This window comes from Streptomyces sp. TRM68367, assembly GCF_014495685.1.
In the GTDB taxonomy this organism is placed as follows: Bacteria; Actinomycetota; Actinomycetes; order Streptomycetales; family Streptomycetaceae; genus Streptomyces.
The window spans coordinates 1-15318 of record NZ_JACTVI010000098.1 but is presented as its reverse complement, the minus strand read 5'-3'; the positions used below and the strand labels follow the sequence as shown (position 1 = coordinate 15318).

Genomic DNA, 15318 nt, shown 5'->3' with positions numbered 1-15318 from the left:
CACGCGGCGGAGCCGCATATTGATACAGCCCCGCGCCCCTTACGGGGCGCTTTCCTACAGGGACGCTATGACGCGATCCGCCAGGATGTAGACGTTTTCCCTGCCGCACTGGAAGGTCAGGGTGTAGGCGCCGGAGATGCCTGAGCCGCCGAGGAGGGTGGGGGTTTCGCCTGCGTGCAGGGCTGCCGCCAGGCGGTCGGCGGTTTCGCGGTGGCCGGGGGTCAGGCACAGGGTGGTGCCGTCGGCGAAGACGTAGACGTCGAGGGTGCCGAGGGGGCCCGGGCGGACGTCGGCGAGTTCGACTCGGGCGGTGGCCAGTTCCTCGAGGGTGGCCACCGTGCGCTCGTGGTCGTTCACGACCGGTGACGGGTGTGGAACGAAGTCGGGGTGCGAGGGGTGGCGGCGGCGGGCCGCGGCCAGTTCCGGAGAGTCTCCCCCAGAGGGGGCACCCCCAGCGAGGGTGTCGTCGGTCTCGGGGCCGGGCTCGGTCACCGGCTCCAGTGGCTCCAGGCCCGCGAAATCGGCCTGACGGGGCAGGAACAGGTCGCTGTCGGACAGACCCAGCAGAGTGGGCGTGTCCGCGGCGTCACGGGCCTCCTGGGCGGCCCAGAACGCCCGCGCCTCGGCGAGCTCACGCTCGCGTTCCTCGGCGAGCGCCTCGGCCACCGCGGCGCGTATCTCGTCGGCGTCGGCGGCGGTGCGGGCCTTGGGGACGAGTCCCTGGGCGGTGGCGGCGCGGTTCTCGGCGAGCTCGGTGTGCAGGGCCGCGACCTGTCGGCGCAGCACCATGATGCTGCGCAGGACCGCGACGCCCACGGCGCCGGTGGCGGCCGTGGTGATCAGCAGGGCGATCGGCATGGCGCTCACTGACGTACTCCCGGTTCAAAGTCGACCCCCGACTTCCTACATCAGCTTGAAGGGCGGACTATCCAGCTGTCAGTGCGTAGCGTCACGAAACGGACAGGGCTTTGGGTCCTGGGGGTGCTGGTGCGGCTGGTCTGACCTGCACATATCCCTGTGGCGAGGGAGATAGGTCACATCCTGGGGGAGTTTGGATCACAAATCGGCCCGGAACCCCGTGATTCCGGGGTTCCGGGCCGATGCGTCACGCTGGGTCCATCACCCGTTACCAGAACGGGTCTCTTTCGGTCGACTCGGTCGATTCAGCTGAGGCGCTCGATGACCATGGCCATGCCCTGGCCACCGCCGACGCACATCGTCTCCAGGCCGAACTGCTTGTCGTGGAATTGGAGGGAGTTGATGAGCGTGGTGGTGATGCGGGCGCCGGTCATGCCGAAGGGGTGTCCTACGGCGATGGCGCCGCCGTTGACGTTCAGCTTCTCCAGCGGGATGCCCAGGTCGCGGTAGGAGGGGATCACCTGGGCGGCGAACGCCTCGTTGATCTCGACCAGGTCGATGTCGTCGATGGTCAGGCCGGCGCGGGCGAGGGCCTGCCGGGAGGCCTCGACCGGGCCCAGGCCCATGATCTCCGGAGACAGTCCGGAGACGCCGGTGGAGACGATCCGGGCGAGCGGGGTGAGGCCGAGTTCGCGGGCCTTGGTGTCGCTCATGATGACGAGCGCGGCGGCGCCGTCGTTGAGCGGGCAGCAGTTGCCTGCGGTGACCAGGCCGTCCGGGCGGAAGACCGGCTTCAGGCCGGCCACGCCCTCCAGGGTGACGCCGGGGCGGGGGCCGTCGTCCTTGCTGACGACCGTGCCGTCCGGGGTCGAGACCGGGGTGATCTCGCGCTCCCAGAAGCCGTTCTTGATGGCCTCCTCGGCGAGGTTCTGGGACCGCACGCCGAACTCGTCCATCTCCTGGCGTGTGACGCCCTTCCCGCGGGCGAGGTTCTCGGCGGTCTGGCCCATCGCGATGTACGGGTCGGGCAGGACGCCGTCCTCGCGCGGGTCGTGCCAGGTGGAGCCCTCGGTCTGGGCGACTGTGGCGGTGCGGGCCTCGGCGTCGGCGAAGAGGGGGTTGTGCGTGTCGGGCAGGCTGTCGGAGTTGCCCTTCTCGTACCGGGAGACCATCTCGACGCCGGCCGAGATGAAGACGTCGCCCTCGCCGGCCTTGATGGCGTGCAGGGCCATGCGGGAGGTCTGGAGGGAGGAGGAGCAGTACCGGGTGATCGTGCAGCCCGGCAGGTGGTCCATGCCCATCTGTACGGCGACGATGCGGCCCAGGTTGAAGCCCTGCTCGCCGCCGGGGAGGCCGCAGCCCAGCATCAGGTCGTCGATGTCCTTCGGGTCCAGCTGGGGGACCTTGGCGAGGGCGGCCTGGATGATGGTGGCGGTCAGGTCGTCCGGGCGGACGTCCTTCAGGGAGCCCTTGCGAGCGCGGCCGATGGGGGAGCGGGTGGCAGAGACGATCACGGCTTCGGGCATCACGGCTCCATGGCATACCGAGTGGTTGGTGCAGGGCTGGTTGGGAAGTTACCCGGCCGTATGGTCCGGGTCACGTGTACCCGGGTGTGACACGGGCCGCACTTTTCTAAGCGCTTGCTTTGCCGGGTGGCCTTCAAGCAGGCGGTGACGTAGGTTCCCGCTCCGGCTCCCGTTCCGGCACCCGGCGTCGGCGACGGCGCTTGAGCAGCGCCCATGGGCCCCTCGGGCCCGTCGGCGCCGCGGCTGTGACCTCGGTGCCCGCCTCGGACGCCGCCTCGGCTGCCGCGCGAGCAACCGGCAGGAAGCCCTCTCGGCGGGAGACGTCCGGGCGCTCCTCCTGGGCCGGCCACAGGCCCAGGGCGGCGCAGACGGTCGGGAGGACCGCCATGGCCGCGGTCGCGTAGCCCTCGGTGGAGGGGTGGTAGTTGTCGGGGCCGAACAGCTCACGGGGGTTCGCTGCGAACTCGGGGCCCAGCAGGTCGCCCAGCGACACCGTGCGGCCGCCCTGTGCGACGACTCCGATCGTCTGGGCGGCCGCCAGTTGGCGGGAGGCCCGTCGGGCCAGCCAGCGCAGGGGCTGCTGGACGGGCTCGATCGTGCCGAGATCGGGGCAGGTGCCCACCACCACCTCCGCGCCGGTTGTACGCAGCCGCCGTACCGCCGATGACAGGTGCCGGACCGAGCGGGTGGGGGGCATGCGGTGGGTGACGTCGTTCGCGCCGACCATGATCACGCAGATGTCGGGTACCCGGGCGGAGTCCGCGAGCACCAGCGCCACCTGCCGGTCCAGGTCGTCGGAGCGGGCACCGGGCACCGCGACCGTGCGCAGCTCCACCGGGCGTTCCGCCACCGCCGCGAGCCCGGACGCGAGCAGCGCGCCCGGCGTCTGCCCGGCCCGGTGGACGCCCTGGCCGGCGGCCGTGGAGTCGCCCAGCATCACCAGCCGCAGCGGCGGCTGACCGGGAACGGCGCCGGTGCCGTCGTACAGACCGTCCGCGTTCGGCACACGAGGAGGCGTGCCGATGCCCACCCGCCGCTTCGCCAGCTGCACCTCGGCCAGCAGAACACCGACCGCCGCCGCGCCGGCCAGGCCGATCCCGCCGCCGCCGTACGCCGCGCCGGCCGCGATCCGCCGGGCCACCCTCGCCCTCGACATGCTCGTCATGCGTCGCCGCCACCTCCTCGAAGCCGTACACCCACTTGCTTGCCCCGTACAGACCGTCGCCCAATCTCAACGGGGAGTGAACGGCCTCTGGGGGCCGTAGGCTGACGGCACCACTTCGACCACATCTTTTGCAGCATCCGGAGACAACGGTGCAATTTCACGACTCGATGATCAGCCTCGTCGGCAACACCCCGCTGGTGAGGCTCAACAGCGTGACCAAGGGCATCAGGGCTACCGTCCTGGCCAAGGTGGAGTACTTCAACCCGGGCGGTTCCGTGAAGGACCGCATCGCCCTGCGCATGATCGAGGCGGCGGAGGAGAGCGGCGAGCTCGAGCCCGGCGGCACGATCGTCGAACCGACCAGCGGGAACACCGGCGTCGGGCTCGCCATCGTGGCCCAGCAGAAGGGCTACAAGTGCATCTTCGTGTGCCCCGACAAGGTCTCCACGGACAAGATCAACGTGCTGCGGGCGTACGGGGCCGAAGTGGTCGTGTGTCCTACGGCGGTGGATCCGGAGCACCCTGACTCCTACTACAACGTCTCCGACCGGCTGGTGCGCGAGACGCCGGGCGCCTGGAAGCCGGACCAGTACTCCAACCCGAACAACCCGCTCTCCCACTACCACTCCACCGGCCCCGAGCTGTGGGAACAGACGGAAGGGAAGATCACCCACTTCATCACGGGCGTCGGCACCGGCGGCACCATCTCCGGCACCGGCCGCTACCTGAAGGACGTCAGCGACGGCCGGGTGAAGGTCATCGGCGCCGACCCCGAGGGCTCGGTGTACTCCGGCGGCTCCGGGCGGCCGTACCTCGTCGAGGGCGTCGGCGAGGACTTCTGGCCGACCGCCTACGACCGGACCGTCGCCGACGAGATCGTCGCCGTGTCCGACAAGGACTCCTTCCAGATGACCCGGCGGCTGGCCAAGGAGGAGGGCCTGCTCGTCGGCGGCTCCTGCGGCATGGCGGTCGTGGCCGCGCTGCGGGTGGCCGAGCGGCTCGGGCCGGACGACGTGGTGGTCGTTCTGCTGCCGGACAGCGGCCGCGGTTACCTCAGCAAGATCTTCAACGACGAGTGGATGGCCGACTACGGCTTCCTGGAGGACACCGGCCCGAGCGCCCGCGTCGGCGACGTCCTCGACTACAAGGAGGGCGGCGCCATCCCGTCCCTCGTCCACATGCACCCGGAGGAGACGGTCGGTCAGGCCATCGACGTGCTGCGCGAGTACGGCGTCTCGCAGATGCCGGTGGTGAAGCCGGGCGCCGGTCACCCGGACGTGATGGCCGCCGAGGTCGTGGGCTCGGTCGTGGAACGGGAGCTGCTGGACGCGCTGTTCAGCAAGACGGCCTCCCTCGACGACCCGTTGGAGGGACACATGTCCGTCCCGCTGCCGCAGGTCGGCTCCGGTGAGCCGGTCGCGGACCTGATGTCCGTGCTCGGCAAGGCGGACGCGGCGATCGTCCTCGTCGAGGGCAAGCCGACCGGTGTGGTCACCCGGCAGGACCTGCTGGCCTTCCTGGCCAAGGGCGGGAAGTGACGGCGAACGTCCGGTGAACTCCCGGTGTATGCGGTGAACTTGCGGCGTACGTGATCTTCGTGGACTTCGCGGAAGTGGTACGAGCGCGTCACGTCCGCGCAGCACCGGCTTAACACGGGTCCGGCAGATTAGGGGGTGTCGGCAGGGCGGGAGCGGCTCCCCGCCCAGGCCGGCGCGATACGGCGTCAAGGACCTCCGGAGCGGCTCCCGGACCTCCACGGACGCCTCGGACGCGGGGGGCTTCGGCCGGCCCGCGTCCGTCGCGGGGACCGCCGTCGTCCCGCCCCCCGTCACACGGGGGTGCGGCGGTCCCCGCTGTTTTTTTGCCTCAGCCACGCCGACGGTCAGTTCTCCCAGGCGTTGTTGTCCTTCCCGGATCCGCGGCGGCCGCCGAACAGGCCTGGGTGGGTGCGGACGGCCCGGGTGACGTTGACGCCTACGATGCCCAGCCAGGCGACCAGCATGCCGGGCAGGTGGGCGATGGCGCCGCCGATCGCGGACAGCGGGATCGCGAGGACGAGGGAGACGATCCCGAAGCCGTACCGCTCGCCCCACGAGTCCGTGGACCTCGGCGACCGGGACTCCCGCGCCATCGTCGTCTGCTGCTCAGCACGCTGCTGAAGGCCGGGGTCGAGGCGGGCGTCCTGCGCTCCGACGCCGACCCCCTCGACGTCGGATTCGCCCTCGACGGCTTCGCCGAGGCCATGGCCGAGCCGGGCTGACGACGGCAGGCGCATGAGTCACCGGGCAGCATCGGTCAGGAACGGACGCTCAGGTTCTCGAACAACACCATCCCGGCCGCGGTGTTCGACGCGGGCACGTGGTACGTCTCGTGCACCCGGCGGATCCGCGGCCCCAGCGCGCCGCGCATGATCAGCCACATGATGAGTTCGATGCCCTCGGAGCCGGCCTCGCGGATGTAGTCCTCGCGCGTCAGCGCGGCCAGTTTCTCGGGGTCGTGCTCGATCGCGTCGAGGAACATCCGGTCGAAGTCCTGGTTGATCAGCCCCGCGCGGGCGCCCGCGAGTTGGTGGGACATGCCGCCGGTGCCGAAGACGGCGACCCTGAGATCCTCGGGGCAGGCGCGGATCGCCTCGCCGAGCGCCTGGCCGAGGGCCAGGCAGCGAGCGGCGGTCGGCTGCGGGTACTGGATGACGTTGACCAGGAGGGGGACCACCGCGCACGGCCAGCGCTCGCCGGGGTCGGGGCAGTACACCGACAGGGGCACCGTCAGGCCGTGGTCGACATCGAGCTCCTGGTACACCGTGAGGTCGAACGAGGCGTCGATCAGGCTCCTGACGAGGTGGTCGGAGAACTCCGGGGCGCCGGTGACGGTCGGCACGGGGCGGCTGCCCCAGCCTTCGTCGGCCACCTGGTACGACGGGGCCGAGCCGATCGCGAAGGTCGGCGTGACACTCAGATCGAGCGCGTTGGCATGGTCGTTGTAGACGACGACCGCGACATCGGGGGTGTGCCTGGCCATCCACTCCCGCGCCGGCGCGTAACCGTCGAACAGCGGCTTCCAGTAGGGGTCGTGGGTCTTGCCGTGGTCCATGGCCGCACCGATCGACGGTACGTGCGAGGTGGCCAGTCCCCATATCACCTCAGCCAAAGCTCCGCCCTCCCGCCTTGAGCGCCTCCGCGAACTCCTCGGGGGCCATGCCGGTGAAGACCCCGCCGAGGTACTGCATGGACTTCCCGTCGACCATGGCGAGTTTGAAGACGTAGAAGATGGAGCCGCCCAGCTCCATCATCCGGTTCCAGTCGCGCCGCAGAACGGCGTCCCGCTGCTCGTCCGTGAGGCCGTACGCCGCGCAGTACGCGGTTTCGTCGGCCTTGAACCTCGCACGGTTCCCGGCGTACTTCAGGGACCCGCAGAGCTGGTTCAGTGCCCGTCCGCGGCGGCTCTCGGCGGCGTCGAAGACGTAGGTGCCGGGGACCTGGGGTGTGCTGCTGGACATACCGTTCCTCTCCTGTCCTGTGTGGTGGCTCCTGTGGTGGTCAGTGCAGGAGCCCGCCGCCGTCACAGACGAGCGTCTGGCACGCACGCCTGCACCATGAGCAGCGGGCCGACGGCGTTGACAGCGAAGAAGCGGTGCAGCTCCTCGGGGGTCGCCTCCATCAGGGGCGCACGGCCCGACAGCAGACCGGCGCTGTTGACGAGGACGTCGACTCCGCCGTATGTCTCGGCGACCTCGCCCACCGTCCGGCGGGTGGCCGCCAGGTCGCTGACATCGCAGCGCCACGACCGCGCACCCGCAACGTCACCGGTGCCGTCCGGTTCGGCGACATCGAGTGCGGCGACCGTGAATCCGTCCGTGGCCAGTCTGCGGACGACGGCCTGACCGAGGCCGCCGGCGGCGCCCGTGACGACCGCGACCCGAGGGCTCTCCTGGCCGGTCATGGTGCCTTCTCCTGCGGATGGGTGGCCAGCGCCTCCACGGTGATGTCCATCCACTTCCACATCGGCAGGGAGGCCAGAGCGTCGTGCAGCTCCGCCGGATCGGCCGCCTCGTACAGGCCGACGGTGGCGTTACGGCCCGGGACCCGCCACAGCCGTTTGAGGACTCCCGCCTCCCTGAGCTGCACGGCCCGCTCGCGCTCGCCCCTGCGCAGGGACTCGCGGACGTCGTCGGGGGTCTCCGGGGGCAGGGTGTTCTCGGTACGGACGAGGAATTCCACGGGGCGTCCCTTCGGCGGGGTCAGGCTGCCGCGATCTCCAGCAGCAGGTCGGCCAGGCGGCCCGGGGCGGTGACCATGGCCTCGTGTCCGGTGGCGATCTCGTGGACCGGCCAGCCGCGGGCGGCGGCCCGCTCGGCGTGCGGGGTGAACACCCGCACCCAGCCGGTGCATTCGACGAAGACACCGGGGACCTGGTCCGCCTTGCCGGTCAGCCGCAGCGGCTCGGTGTACGTCAGCCACGGGTGCGGGGTCAGCCGCGGCCCGAGCCAGTCGAGGTCCGCCTGTTCCTCGACGCCGAGCACGCTCAGCGAGCGCACCGGGATGAGCCAGCCGAACCCGGGGCCGGACACCGACTCCCGGTAGTGCCCGGCGACTTGGGCGGGCAGCAGGTCGATCGCCGCGTCCCCGTCGGCGTCCACGAAGGCGTCGAGATGAACCCGCTTCGCCAGCCGGTCCGGGACCCGGTCCGCGACGCCGGTGACGACCTGTCCGGCGTAACTGTGCCCGACGAGTACGACGTCCCGGGCGTCGTGGGCCTCGACCAGCGCCACCACGTCCTGGATGTGCGTGGTGAGCCCGACCTGCGGAGTGAGGAGATGGGCCCGGTCGCTCACCCCGGTCAGTGTGGGCGTGTGCACCTCGTGCCCGGCCGCGCGCAGCAGCGGCGCCACCCGCTGCCACACCCAGCCGCCGTGCCAGGCTCCGTGAAGCAGTACGAAGACGTGGCGGCCGCTCATGCGGACGCCCTGGTACGAGGGGTGAGGTCGCCCTGCTGTTCGCGGGCGAGCATCTTCGCCACCGCGCGGCGTCCGCGCAGCGCGGCGAGGTCGGACCTGATGCTCGACTCGGCGGAGCCACCCGGATCGGTCGCGTACATCACCTCCTGCGCCTCCAGGGCGTCGACGTCCTCCTGCATCACGGCTAGTTGCTGCTCGTGCTGGAACCTCGTCAACTCCTCGTCGTCGATGAGGTAGTCACGGCCCAGGGCGTAGAAGTCGTGCGTCTCGTTGCCGCGCGCGGGCGTCAACCCGTACAGCACTTTCATGTGGAAGCCCTCCGGCTCCTCTGTGCCGGTGGCCGCGACGCGGATGTTGAGGACGAAGATGCCCGGCGGGTAGAAGTCGCCGTCCTGCCAGCGATCCACCGGGGAGGTCAGCCGGCAGGACTTCTCGTAGAACGGCGGCGCCTCGATGCCGACCATGCGGCGGCTGAAGGCGACCCGGTCGCCGTCCACGGTCACGTCGATGGGGGTGGCGGCGACGGCGGCGTTGCCGATGCTCGTCGGGTGCAGGAACGTCTCGTGGGTGAGGTCGAGCAGGTTCTCCACCAGCAGCAGGTGCCGGGCCTTCAGTGGGACCACACCGTGTACGTGCGTCCAGTTCGGGTCGGTGAGCCACGAGGTGTCGGGCAGCAGGCTCTCGTCGGCGAGCTCCGGGGAACCGGGCCAGATCCAGATGACGCCGTCCCGCTCGACCAGCGGGAACCGGCGCAGCGCCGCCTTGGGCCGGTCGGCCTGCTCGGCGACCCCGACGCACACGCCCTGGCCGTCGAAGCGGTAGCCGTGGTAGTCGCACTGGAGGATGCCCTGGTCGTCCAAGTGCCCCAGGGACAGCGGGTACTTGCGGTGGGGGCAACGGTCCTCGACGGCGGTGACGGTTCCGTCGGGAAGCCGGTAGAAGCAGACCGGGAGGTCCGTGATCCAGCGCTGCTTGAGGGTCCGGCCGATCTCGTCGGACCACGCTCCCAGGTACCAGCCGTTGCGTACGTGCTGTGTCAGCATGGCGGGTCTTTTTTCCTTTCAGAGGTCCAGTCGGATCAGTAGTCCGGTCAGAGGTCCAGGACGAGGCGGCCGCTGCGGGCACGGGATACACAGATGAGCATCGTGTCGTTGGCGGCCCGTTCGTCCTCGGTGAGCAGTGAGTCGCGGTGCTCGACCTCGCCCTCCAGGACGGCGGTCTCGCACGAGCCGCAGATGCCCTCCTCGCAGGAGGACAGGACCGAAACGCCCGCCTGCTCCACGGCCTTGAGGACCGACAGCTCAGGCGGCACGGTCAGCGTCACCCCGGACGACCGCAGCTCCACCTCGACCGGCTGCTCGGCCGTACCGCCGGCGGGCACCTGCCCGCCCGCCGCGGCGAACCGCTCGACATTCAGCGCCCCGGTCGGCCACGTGGCGCAGTACGCCTCGACCGCGTCGATCAGTCCGGCCGGACCGCAGCAGTACACCAGGGCGGACGGGTCGGGATCGCCGAGGAAGCCGGCGAGGTCGAGCAGCCCGTACTCGTCCTGCGGGCGCACGGTCACCTGCTCGCCGTAGCGCTCCAGCTCGGGCAGGAACGCCATGGACGTGCGGCTGCGGCCGCCGTAGAGCAGGGACCACTCGGCCCCCGTGGCCGCGGCCTCGGCGATCATCGGGAGCAGCGGGGTGATGCCGATGCCGCCGCCGACGAACAGGTACCTCGGGGCGGTGTGCAGGGGGAAGTTGTTGCGGGGACCGCGCACCGTGAGTTCGCCGCCCTCGTGGGCGCTGTCGTGGATCCACTGGGAACCGCCGCGTCCAGCTGGCTCCCGCAGCACCGCGATGCGCCACCGGGCCGTGTCCCGTGCCGGGCCGCACAGCGAGTACTGCCGGGTGACACCCGTGGGCAGGAGGACGTCGATGTGCGCTCCCGGCTGCCAGGACGGCAGCGCTCCGTCGTCACCGGAGCGTGGTGCGAGCTCCAGTGACACGACATCGTCCGCCACCGTCCGCCGCGTCAGTACGGTGACGGTGCCCTCGAACCCGGCGCCGGTGGTACCGAGAGTGCGCGTGTCCGGGGCGGCGGCTGATGGGCTCGTCACGTTCGTCATCTCCTCGGCACGGTCGTTTCGCGGACCACTCCCGCCGCGGATCGGCGGCCGTAACTGACGCTAGCCACCGGGGAACGAGCAGGTCATCGCTCGAATGACCGGATCGGGGCGGCGTATGGTCCTGGCACGGACTACGTCATCCGTCGCGCATGCCGGTGTCCCGACCGGGCCGCGGCGACTGGTCGAGGTGGATCCGCACCTGGCGGTCCTCGCTCCAGAGGGCTTCGACCACGGCGTGCAGCCGCCGGACGTCGATGCGCCACATCGGTGTTCCGTAGCGGTCGTCGCACGTGATGCCGTCCTCAGGGCCGGCAGTGGCCAGCAGGCTCCGGTGATCTGGCGTCCGGGCGGTTTCCTCCGTCCCGTCCGCGATCTCGTTCGCGAAGTCCACGTAGAGGGACATGTCGCGGAACGGAACCCAGATGTGCGTGGTCCCGCGGCCACCGGTCCCGGGCGGCGCCGTCATGCCAGCACCCCGGTCGTCTGCGGGTAGAGCCGTACGTACGCCTCGGCCATGGTCGCGTGCGAGAGGCCGAGGTTGGGGCCGGCGTTGCGCTTGAGCTGTACGCCGCGCCGCTTGGCGAGGTCGGTGTAGTAGTCCCACATGTGCTGCTGGGCCGCCAGACACTCCATGGCCTTGCGCTTCTTGTCGAAGACCGACGTGATGTCCAGCAGGACGTTCGGCTTGAAGTCGCACTGCTCGGGTTGGTGCGGCTCGAAGAAGAACACCGGGGGAGCGCCGAGCGGTTCGCCGGGCGCGTCGTAGCCGACCGCCTGGGCGAGTACGCGGGCCTGGAGCGCCATGCGGGCGGCGGCCGGGTGGTCGCCGTTGTAGGGGTCGGCGAGGGTGTGGGTGAGGACGACCGCGGGGTTCACCTCCCGGCACACGTTAACGATGTGGTCCACCAACTCGGGTGTCTCCAGCAGCGGATAGTCCCCGGTGTCCAGGAACTCGATCTCCGCACCCAGCGCGGCCGCGGCGTTCGAGGCCTCCGTGCGGCGCAGCTCCTTGATCTCGTCGAGGCACAGGCCGTCCCGCCAGGCGCGGGCGGACTCGCCGCGCTCGCCGAAGCTGAGGCACAGCACCTTCGCACGCTGACCGCGTCCGGCGGCCAGCGCGATGGCGCCGCCGGCCCGCCAGACGAAGTCGCCGGCGTGCGCGCTGACGACCAGCAGCGCACCTTCGGGCGGAGTGGGGGTGTCGTGGGCCATGAGGATTCCTTGGATCGAGGGGAGGGACGCCTGGAGTCAGCATATAGCCAACATAATTGTTGACAATAGTGCTGACGTAGGTAATTCTTCTGACACCAGCCCTGCAGCCCGGAGGAGACATGCCGAATCGTCATGTCGTCATGAGGAACATCGACCGGCCCGCCACCGACGTCGTCGACCGGCTCGCGCAGGCGGGGGTGTCCACCGTCCACGAGGCCATCGGCCGCCGTGGCTTCGCGGGAACCGGTCTCGAGCCGAACCAGCAGAACGTGCGCGTCGCCGGCCCGGCGGTGACGGTCAGCTCCCATCCGGGGGACAACCTGATGATCCACGCCGCCGTCGAGGTCTGCCGGCCCGGGGACATCCTCGTGGTGACGACCACCTCGCCGTCCACGGACGGCATGTTCGGCGAACTGCTGGCGGCCTCCCTCGCCGCTCGGGGCGTCATCGGCCTCGTCACGGCGGCCGGTGTGCGTGACACCGCCGAGCTGCGGGAGATGGGGTTCCACGTCTGGGCCAGGTCGGTGTCCGCCCAGGGCACGGTGAAGGCGTCCCCGGGTTCGGTCAACGTGCCCGTGACGCTCGGCGGGGTGACCGTCTCGCCCGGTGACGTCGTGGTCGCCGACGACGACGGCGTGGTCGTGGTGCCCCTCGCCGAGGCGGAGGAGGCCGCACAGCTCGCCGAGAAGCGGATCGCCAAGGAGGCCACCACCAGGGAGGTCCTGCGCTCCGGGACGCTGGGCGTCGACTACTACGGACTGCGTGCCAGGCTCGCCGAACTGGGCGTCACCTATCAGGACTGACCGCCGGCCTTCTCGACGATCTTCCCGACCTGGACCTGTGGTGGATGGTGACTGAGAACTGTGAGCACTGTGCGCACTTCTGCTGGAACCGACGTCACCGATGCGATCCGGGCCGCGCTGTTGCGTGGTGACTAGGTGCCGCGACAGCGCCTGATCGAGGCGGACCTGTGCGAACGGTTCGGCGCCAGCCGCTCCGGCGTCCGGCCGGCACTCCAGCAGCCGGCGGTGGAGGGCCTGGTCGAGATCCAGCGCAACCGCGGCGCCCGCGTACGGGAGACCTCCTTCGCCGAGGCGGTCGAGGTGACGGAGGTGCGGATGGTCCTGGAAGGCCTGATCGCCGCTCGTGCGGCGGAGCGGGCCGGCCCTGCGCAGACCGAGGAACTGCGCGGGATCGGCGCGGACATGGCCCAGGCGGTCGCCGACGGCGAACTGATGGCCTACAGCGACCTCAACGCCCGCCTGCACCGCCGTGTGCGCGACATCGCCGGCCACGAGACGGCCAACCAGGTCGTCCAACGGCTGCGGGCCCAGGTGGTCGGGCACTAGTGCCGGGACGGGCTCGCGTGTCGCTGCCCCGGCACCAGCGGATCATCGGGGCGATCGTCGCCGGGGACCCGGCGGAGGCCGAAGCGGCCATGCGGGACCACGTGGCCAGCGTGGTGGAGGCGCTGCGGGCGCTCGAAGCCCGCCAGGAGCGCGTGGGCTGAAATCTGACAGGGCGGCAGAGCATGACGTACGCCGCCGCTGACCGGGTGCCGACGTCCCGAGGCGTACACCTCCCGTGAACCGGCGGTGCCGCCGGGAATCCGCCGGCGCGTCCCGGCGGCACCACGGCCGTTTCAGAGCGGCCTTCTGACACCCGACTGTCACGTTCCGTCGCCCGCGCCGGAGCCCTGGACCGCCTTCCTGGCCCATGCGACTTCGAGTTTGCCGGTCGGGGTGCGCGGCAGGGAGTCCGTCAGGACGACGGAACGCGGCACTTTGTAGCCGGCAAGGCTGCGCCGGACCCAGTCACGCAGCTCCTCGCCGGTGAGGGTCGTGCCGGGCGGGACCGCCACGACGGCTCCCACCCGTTCTCCCCAGGTCTCGTCGGGGACGCCGACTACGGCGCAGTCCTGCACCGCGGGGTGCGAGAGCAGGACGTTCTCGACTTCCTGCGGGTGCACCTTCTCCCCGCCGGTGTTGATCACGCCCGAGCCGCGTCCGAGGAACAGGATCGCACCGTCGGCCTCGATCCTGGCGAGATCGCCGGGGATCGCGTACCGGACCCCGTCGATGGTGCGGAACGTCCTCGCGCTCTTCTCGGTGTCCTTGTAGTAGCCGAGCGGCATGGGCCCGCAGTAGGCGAGGACGCCCGTCTCGTCACTGCCGGGTTCGACGAAGCGGTCGCCGGCTCCGATCACCCGCGTCGCGGGCACGGGGCGGAAGCGGGAGGGCAGGTCCTCCACCGAGGAGGTGATCGCGAAGGCGAACGGGCCTCCTTCACTCGACGCGATGGCTTCGACGATCGTGACCTCGGCACGCTCGTGCAGGGCCCTCTTGAGGGAATCGCTGAGCGCGGTGCCGGAGCTGATCATCTGGCGCAGCGAGCGCAGGTCGTGCGGCGTCCCGGCCCGTTCCACCCGCAGGAGCTCGTCGACGAGCGGGCGGGTGACGGCGTTGCCGGCGACGATGGCGGTGCCGACCCGCTGCTCGGCGATCGTGCGCCAGACGCTCTGCGGGTCGAGGCCGCCCGGCCGGGCAGTGACCGCCCGGCCTCCTGTCATCAGGGCGCCCATGGTGTTGAACAGCCCGGTGGCGTGCATGAGTGGCACGACGGGCATGGTGGTCGGGGCGCTGCCCTCGTGGTGTGCCTTGAGGGCGACGGCCACGGCCTCGTGGAGGGTCGCGGGAAGCTCGGTGACACCGAGCGGGTGGAAGACCGGGACCACCAGGGAGTGCAGCAGATCGCTCAGCCGCCAGATCACGCCCTTCGGCTTGCCCGTGGTCCCGCCGGTGTACATGAAGAGCCGGTCCGAGCCGGGCCTTGGTTGCGGCTCGCGCGGTGCGTGCGCCGCGAGCAGCGCCTCCAGCGCGGGTACGTCAGGCCCGGCCGGGCCCTCGGCCGGCGGCTCGCCCACCCGCACGAGCAGCTTCAGCGTGCGTACGTGACCGGCGGCGTGCGTGACCCGGTCGGCCAGGGCACCGCTGAAGACGACCGCCGCGGCGTCGGCGTCGGTGAGGAGTTCGGAGAGCTCCTCACCGGTGTAGCGGTAGTTGGCGTTCACCGGCACGGCGCCGAGCTTGAAGGCGGCGAAGACCGTCTCCAGGTAGGCGGAACCGTTGAACAGGTAGCAGGCCACGGTGTCGCCCTCGCGCACCCCGGCCACTTCCAGCGCGGCGGCCAGTCGTGACGCGCGCTCGTCGAACTCCCGGTAGGTGGTGTCACGTCCGGGCTCGGTGATGGCGACGGCATCGGGCAGGGCCCGGGAGACCGCCTCCCAGATCGTGCCGATGGACACGTCCATACCTCAGACCTCCTCGTCCTCGGGGCATGGGCAGACCGCACGGCCGGGCACACGGCCCGGGCGCCCCGTGGATGTCTGAGGGACTAGCGCCAATGCCGTGTAGTTAGGGCTTGCCGATTAATAACTCGCTGTCTTGATCTCCGGTGGGTGGGTGAGTCCTGCCGCGCTGGCGAGGGC

At 70.8% G+C, this 15318-nt stretch carries 18 protein-coding genes; 4 read left to right on the top strand and 14 right to left on the bottom strand.

The window, feature by feature from the left end; genetic code table 11:
* Positions 1-54: 54 nt before the first annotated feature.
* From H8R17_RS37250 to H8R17_RS37240, 3 genes are all read right to left on the bottom strand, one after another.
* A complete protein-coding gene (locus tag H8R17_RS37250) occupies positions 55-867 on the bottom strand; it encodes a hypothetical protein (protein WP_187827637.1) in 813 nt (270 codons plus the stop codon).
* Positions 868-1163: 296 nt separating this feature from the next.
* The gene (locus H8R17_RS37245) at positions 1164-2384 is read right to left on the bottom strand and encodes an acetyl-CoA C-acetyltransferase (RefSeq protein ID WP_187827636.1); all 1221 of its coding nucleotides are present in this window, start codon (positions 2382-2384) and stop codon (positions 1164-1166) included.
* A gap of 133 nt (positions 2385-2517) precedes the next feature.
* The gene (locus tag H8R17_RS37240) at positions 2518-3549 is read right to left on the bottom strand and encodes an SGNH/GDSL hydrolase family protein (protein WP_187827635.1); all 1032 of its coding nucleotides are present in this window, start codon (positions 3547-3549) and stop codon (positions 2518-2520) included.
* 149 nt (positions 3550-3698) lie between these two features.
* On the opposite strand from H8R17_RS37240, the gene H8R17_RS37235 reads away from it, so the two are divergent.
* Positions 3699-5087: a cystathionine beta-synthase gene (locus H8R17_RS37235; RefSeq protein WP_187827634.1), complete on the top strand. Its 1389-nt coding sequence runs from the start codon at positions 3699-3701 to the stop codon at positions 5085-5087.
* Between the two features lie 344 nt (positions 5088-5431).
* On the opposite strand, the gene H8R17_RS37230 is transcribed toward H8R17_RS37235, so the two are convergent.
* From H8R17_RS37230 to H8R17_RS37185, 10 genes are all read right to left on the bottom strand, one after another.
* Positions 5432-5824, bottom strand: coding sequence for a hypothetical protein (locus tag H8R17_RS37230; RefSeq protein WP_187827633.1), 393 nt, complete (start codon positions 5822-5824; stop codon positions 5432-5434).
* Positions 5825-5844: 20 nt separating this feature from the next.
* Positions 5845-6690 carry a class III extradiol dioxygenase subunit beta gene (locus tag H8R17_RS37225; protein WP_316959645.1) on the bottom strand — a complete coding sequence of 282 codons (846 nt, stop codon included), beginning with the start codon at positions 6688-6690 and terminating at the stop codon, positions 5845-5847.
* A 1-nt stretch (position 6691) separates the two neighbouring features.
* On the bottom strand, positions 6692-7048 hold the full coding sequence (gene ligA, locus H8R17_RS37220) for a protocatechuate 4,5-dioxygenase subunit alpha (RefSeq protein WP_187827631.1): 357 nt from the start codon (positions 7046-7048) through the stop codon (positions 6692-6694).
* Between the two features lie 62 nt (positions 7049-7110).
* The gene (locus tag H8R17_RS37215; RefSeq protein ID WP_187827630.1) at positions 7111-7491 is read right to left on the bottom strand and encodes an SDR family NAD(P)-dependent oxidoreductase; all 381 of its coding nucleotides are present in this window, start codon (positions 7489-7491) and stop codon (positions 7111-7113) included.
* Positions 7488-7769 carry a muconolactone Delta-isomerase family protein gene (locus H8R17_RS37210; protein ID WP_187827629.1) on the bottom strand — a complete coding sequence of 94 codons (282 nt, stop codon included), beginning with the start codon at positions 7767-7769 and terminating at the stop codon, positions 7488-7490. The genes H8R17_RS37215 and H8R17_RS37210 overlap by 4 nt, the downstream gene beginning before the upstream one ends.
* Positions 7770-7789: 20 nt before the next feature.
* Positions 7790-8506: an alpha/beta hydrolase gene (locus H8R17_RS37205; protein WP_187827628.1), complete on the bottom strand. Its 717-nt coding sequence runs from the start codon at positions 8504-8506 to the stop codon at positions 7790-7792.
* A complete protein-coding gene (locus H8R17_RS37200; protein ID WP_187827627.1) occupies positions 8503-9549 on the bottom strand; it encodes an aromatic ring-hydroxylating dioxygenase subunit alpha in 1047 nt (348 codons plus the stop codon). Before H8R17_RS37200 ends, H8R17_RS37205 begins: the two co-directional genes overlap by 4 nt.
* Before the next feature lie 47 nt (positions 9550-9596).
* The gene (locus tag H8R17_RS37195; RefSeq protein WP_187827626.1) at positions 9597-10619 is read right to left on the bottom strand and encodes a PDR/VanB family oxidoreductase; all 1023 of its coding nucleotides are present in this window, start codon (positions 10617-10619) and stop codon (positions 9597-9599) included.
* Between the two features lie 136 nt (positions 10620-10755).
* On the bottom strand, positions 10756-11085 hold the full coding sequence (locus H8R17_RS37190) for a hypothetical protein (RefSeq protein ID WP_187827625.1): 330 nt from the start codon (positions 11083-11085) through the stop codon (positions 10756-10758).
* Positions 11082-11831: a PIG-L deacetylase family protein gene (locus H8R17_RS37185; RefSeq protein WP_187827624.1), complete on the bottom strand. Its 750-nt coding sequence runs from the start codon at positions 11829-11831 to the stop codon at positions 11082-11084. The genes H8R17_RS37190 and H8R17_RS37185 overlap by 4 nt, the downstream gene beginning before the upstream one ends.
* A 119-nt stretch (positions 11832-11950) precedes the next feature.
* Here H8R17_RS37185 and H8R17_RS37180 point away from each other — a divergent pair, with 119 nt between their 5' ends.
* The 3 genes from H8R17_RS37180 (at position 11951) to H8R17_RS49530 (ending at position 13341) form a co-directional block, all read left to right on the top strand.
* Positions 11951-12634: a 4-carboxy-4-hydroxy-2-oxoadipate aldolase/oxaloacetate decarboxylase gene (locus H8R17_RS37180; RefSeq protein WP_187827623.1), complete on the top strand. Its 684-nt coding sequence runs from the start codon at positions 11951-11953 to the stop codon at positions 12632-12634.
* 135 nt (positions 12635-12769) lie between these two features.
* Positions 12770-13180 carry a GntR family transcriptional regulator gene (locus H8R17_RS37175; protein WP_399477792.1) on the top strand — a complete coding sequence of 137 codons (411 nt, stop codon included), beginning with the start codon at positions 12770-12772 and terminating at the stop codon, positions 13178-13180.
* Between the two features lie 17 nt (positions 13181-13197).
* Positions 13198-13341, top strand: coding sequence for an FCD domain-containing protein (locus H8R17_RS49530; RefSeq protein WP_399477790.1), 144 nt, complete (start codon positions 13198-13200; stop codon positions 13339-13341).
* A 159-nt stretch (positions 13342-13500) separates the two neighbouring features.
* Here H8R17_RS49530 and H8R17_RS37170 read toward each other — a convergent pair whose 3' ends face one another.
* Positions 13501-15141 carry an AMP-binding protein gene (locus tag H8R17_RS37170; RefSeq protein WP_187827622.1) on the bottom strand — a complete coding sequence of 547 codons (1641 nt, stop codon included), beginning with the start codon at positions 15139-15141 and terminating at the stop codon, positions 13501-13503.
* Positions 15142-15318 lie beyond the last annotated feature (177 nt).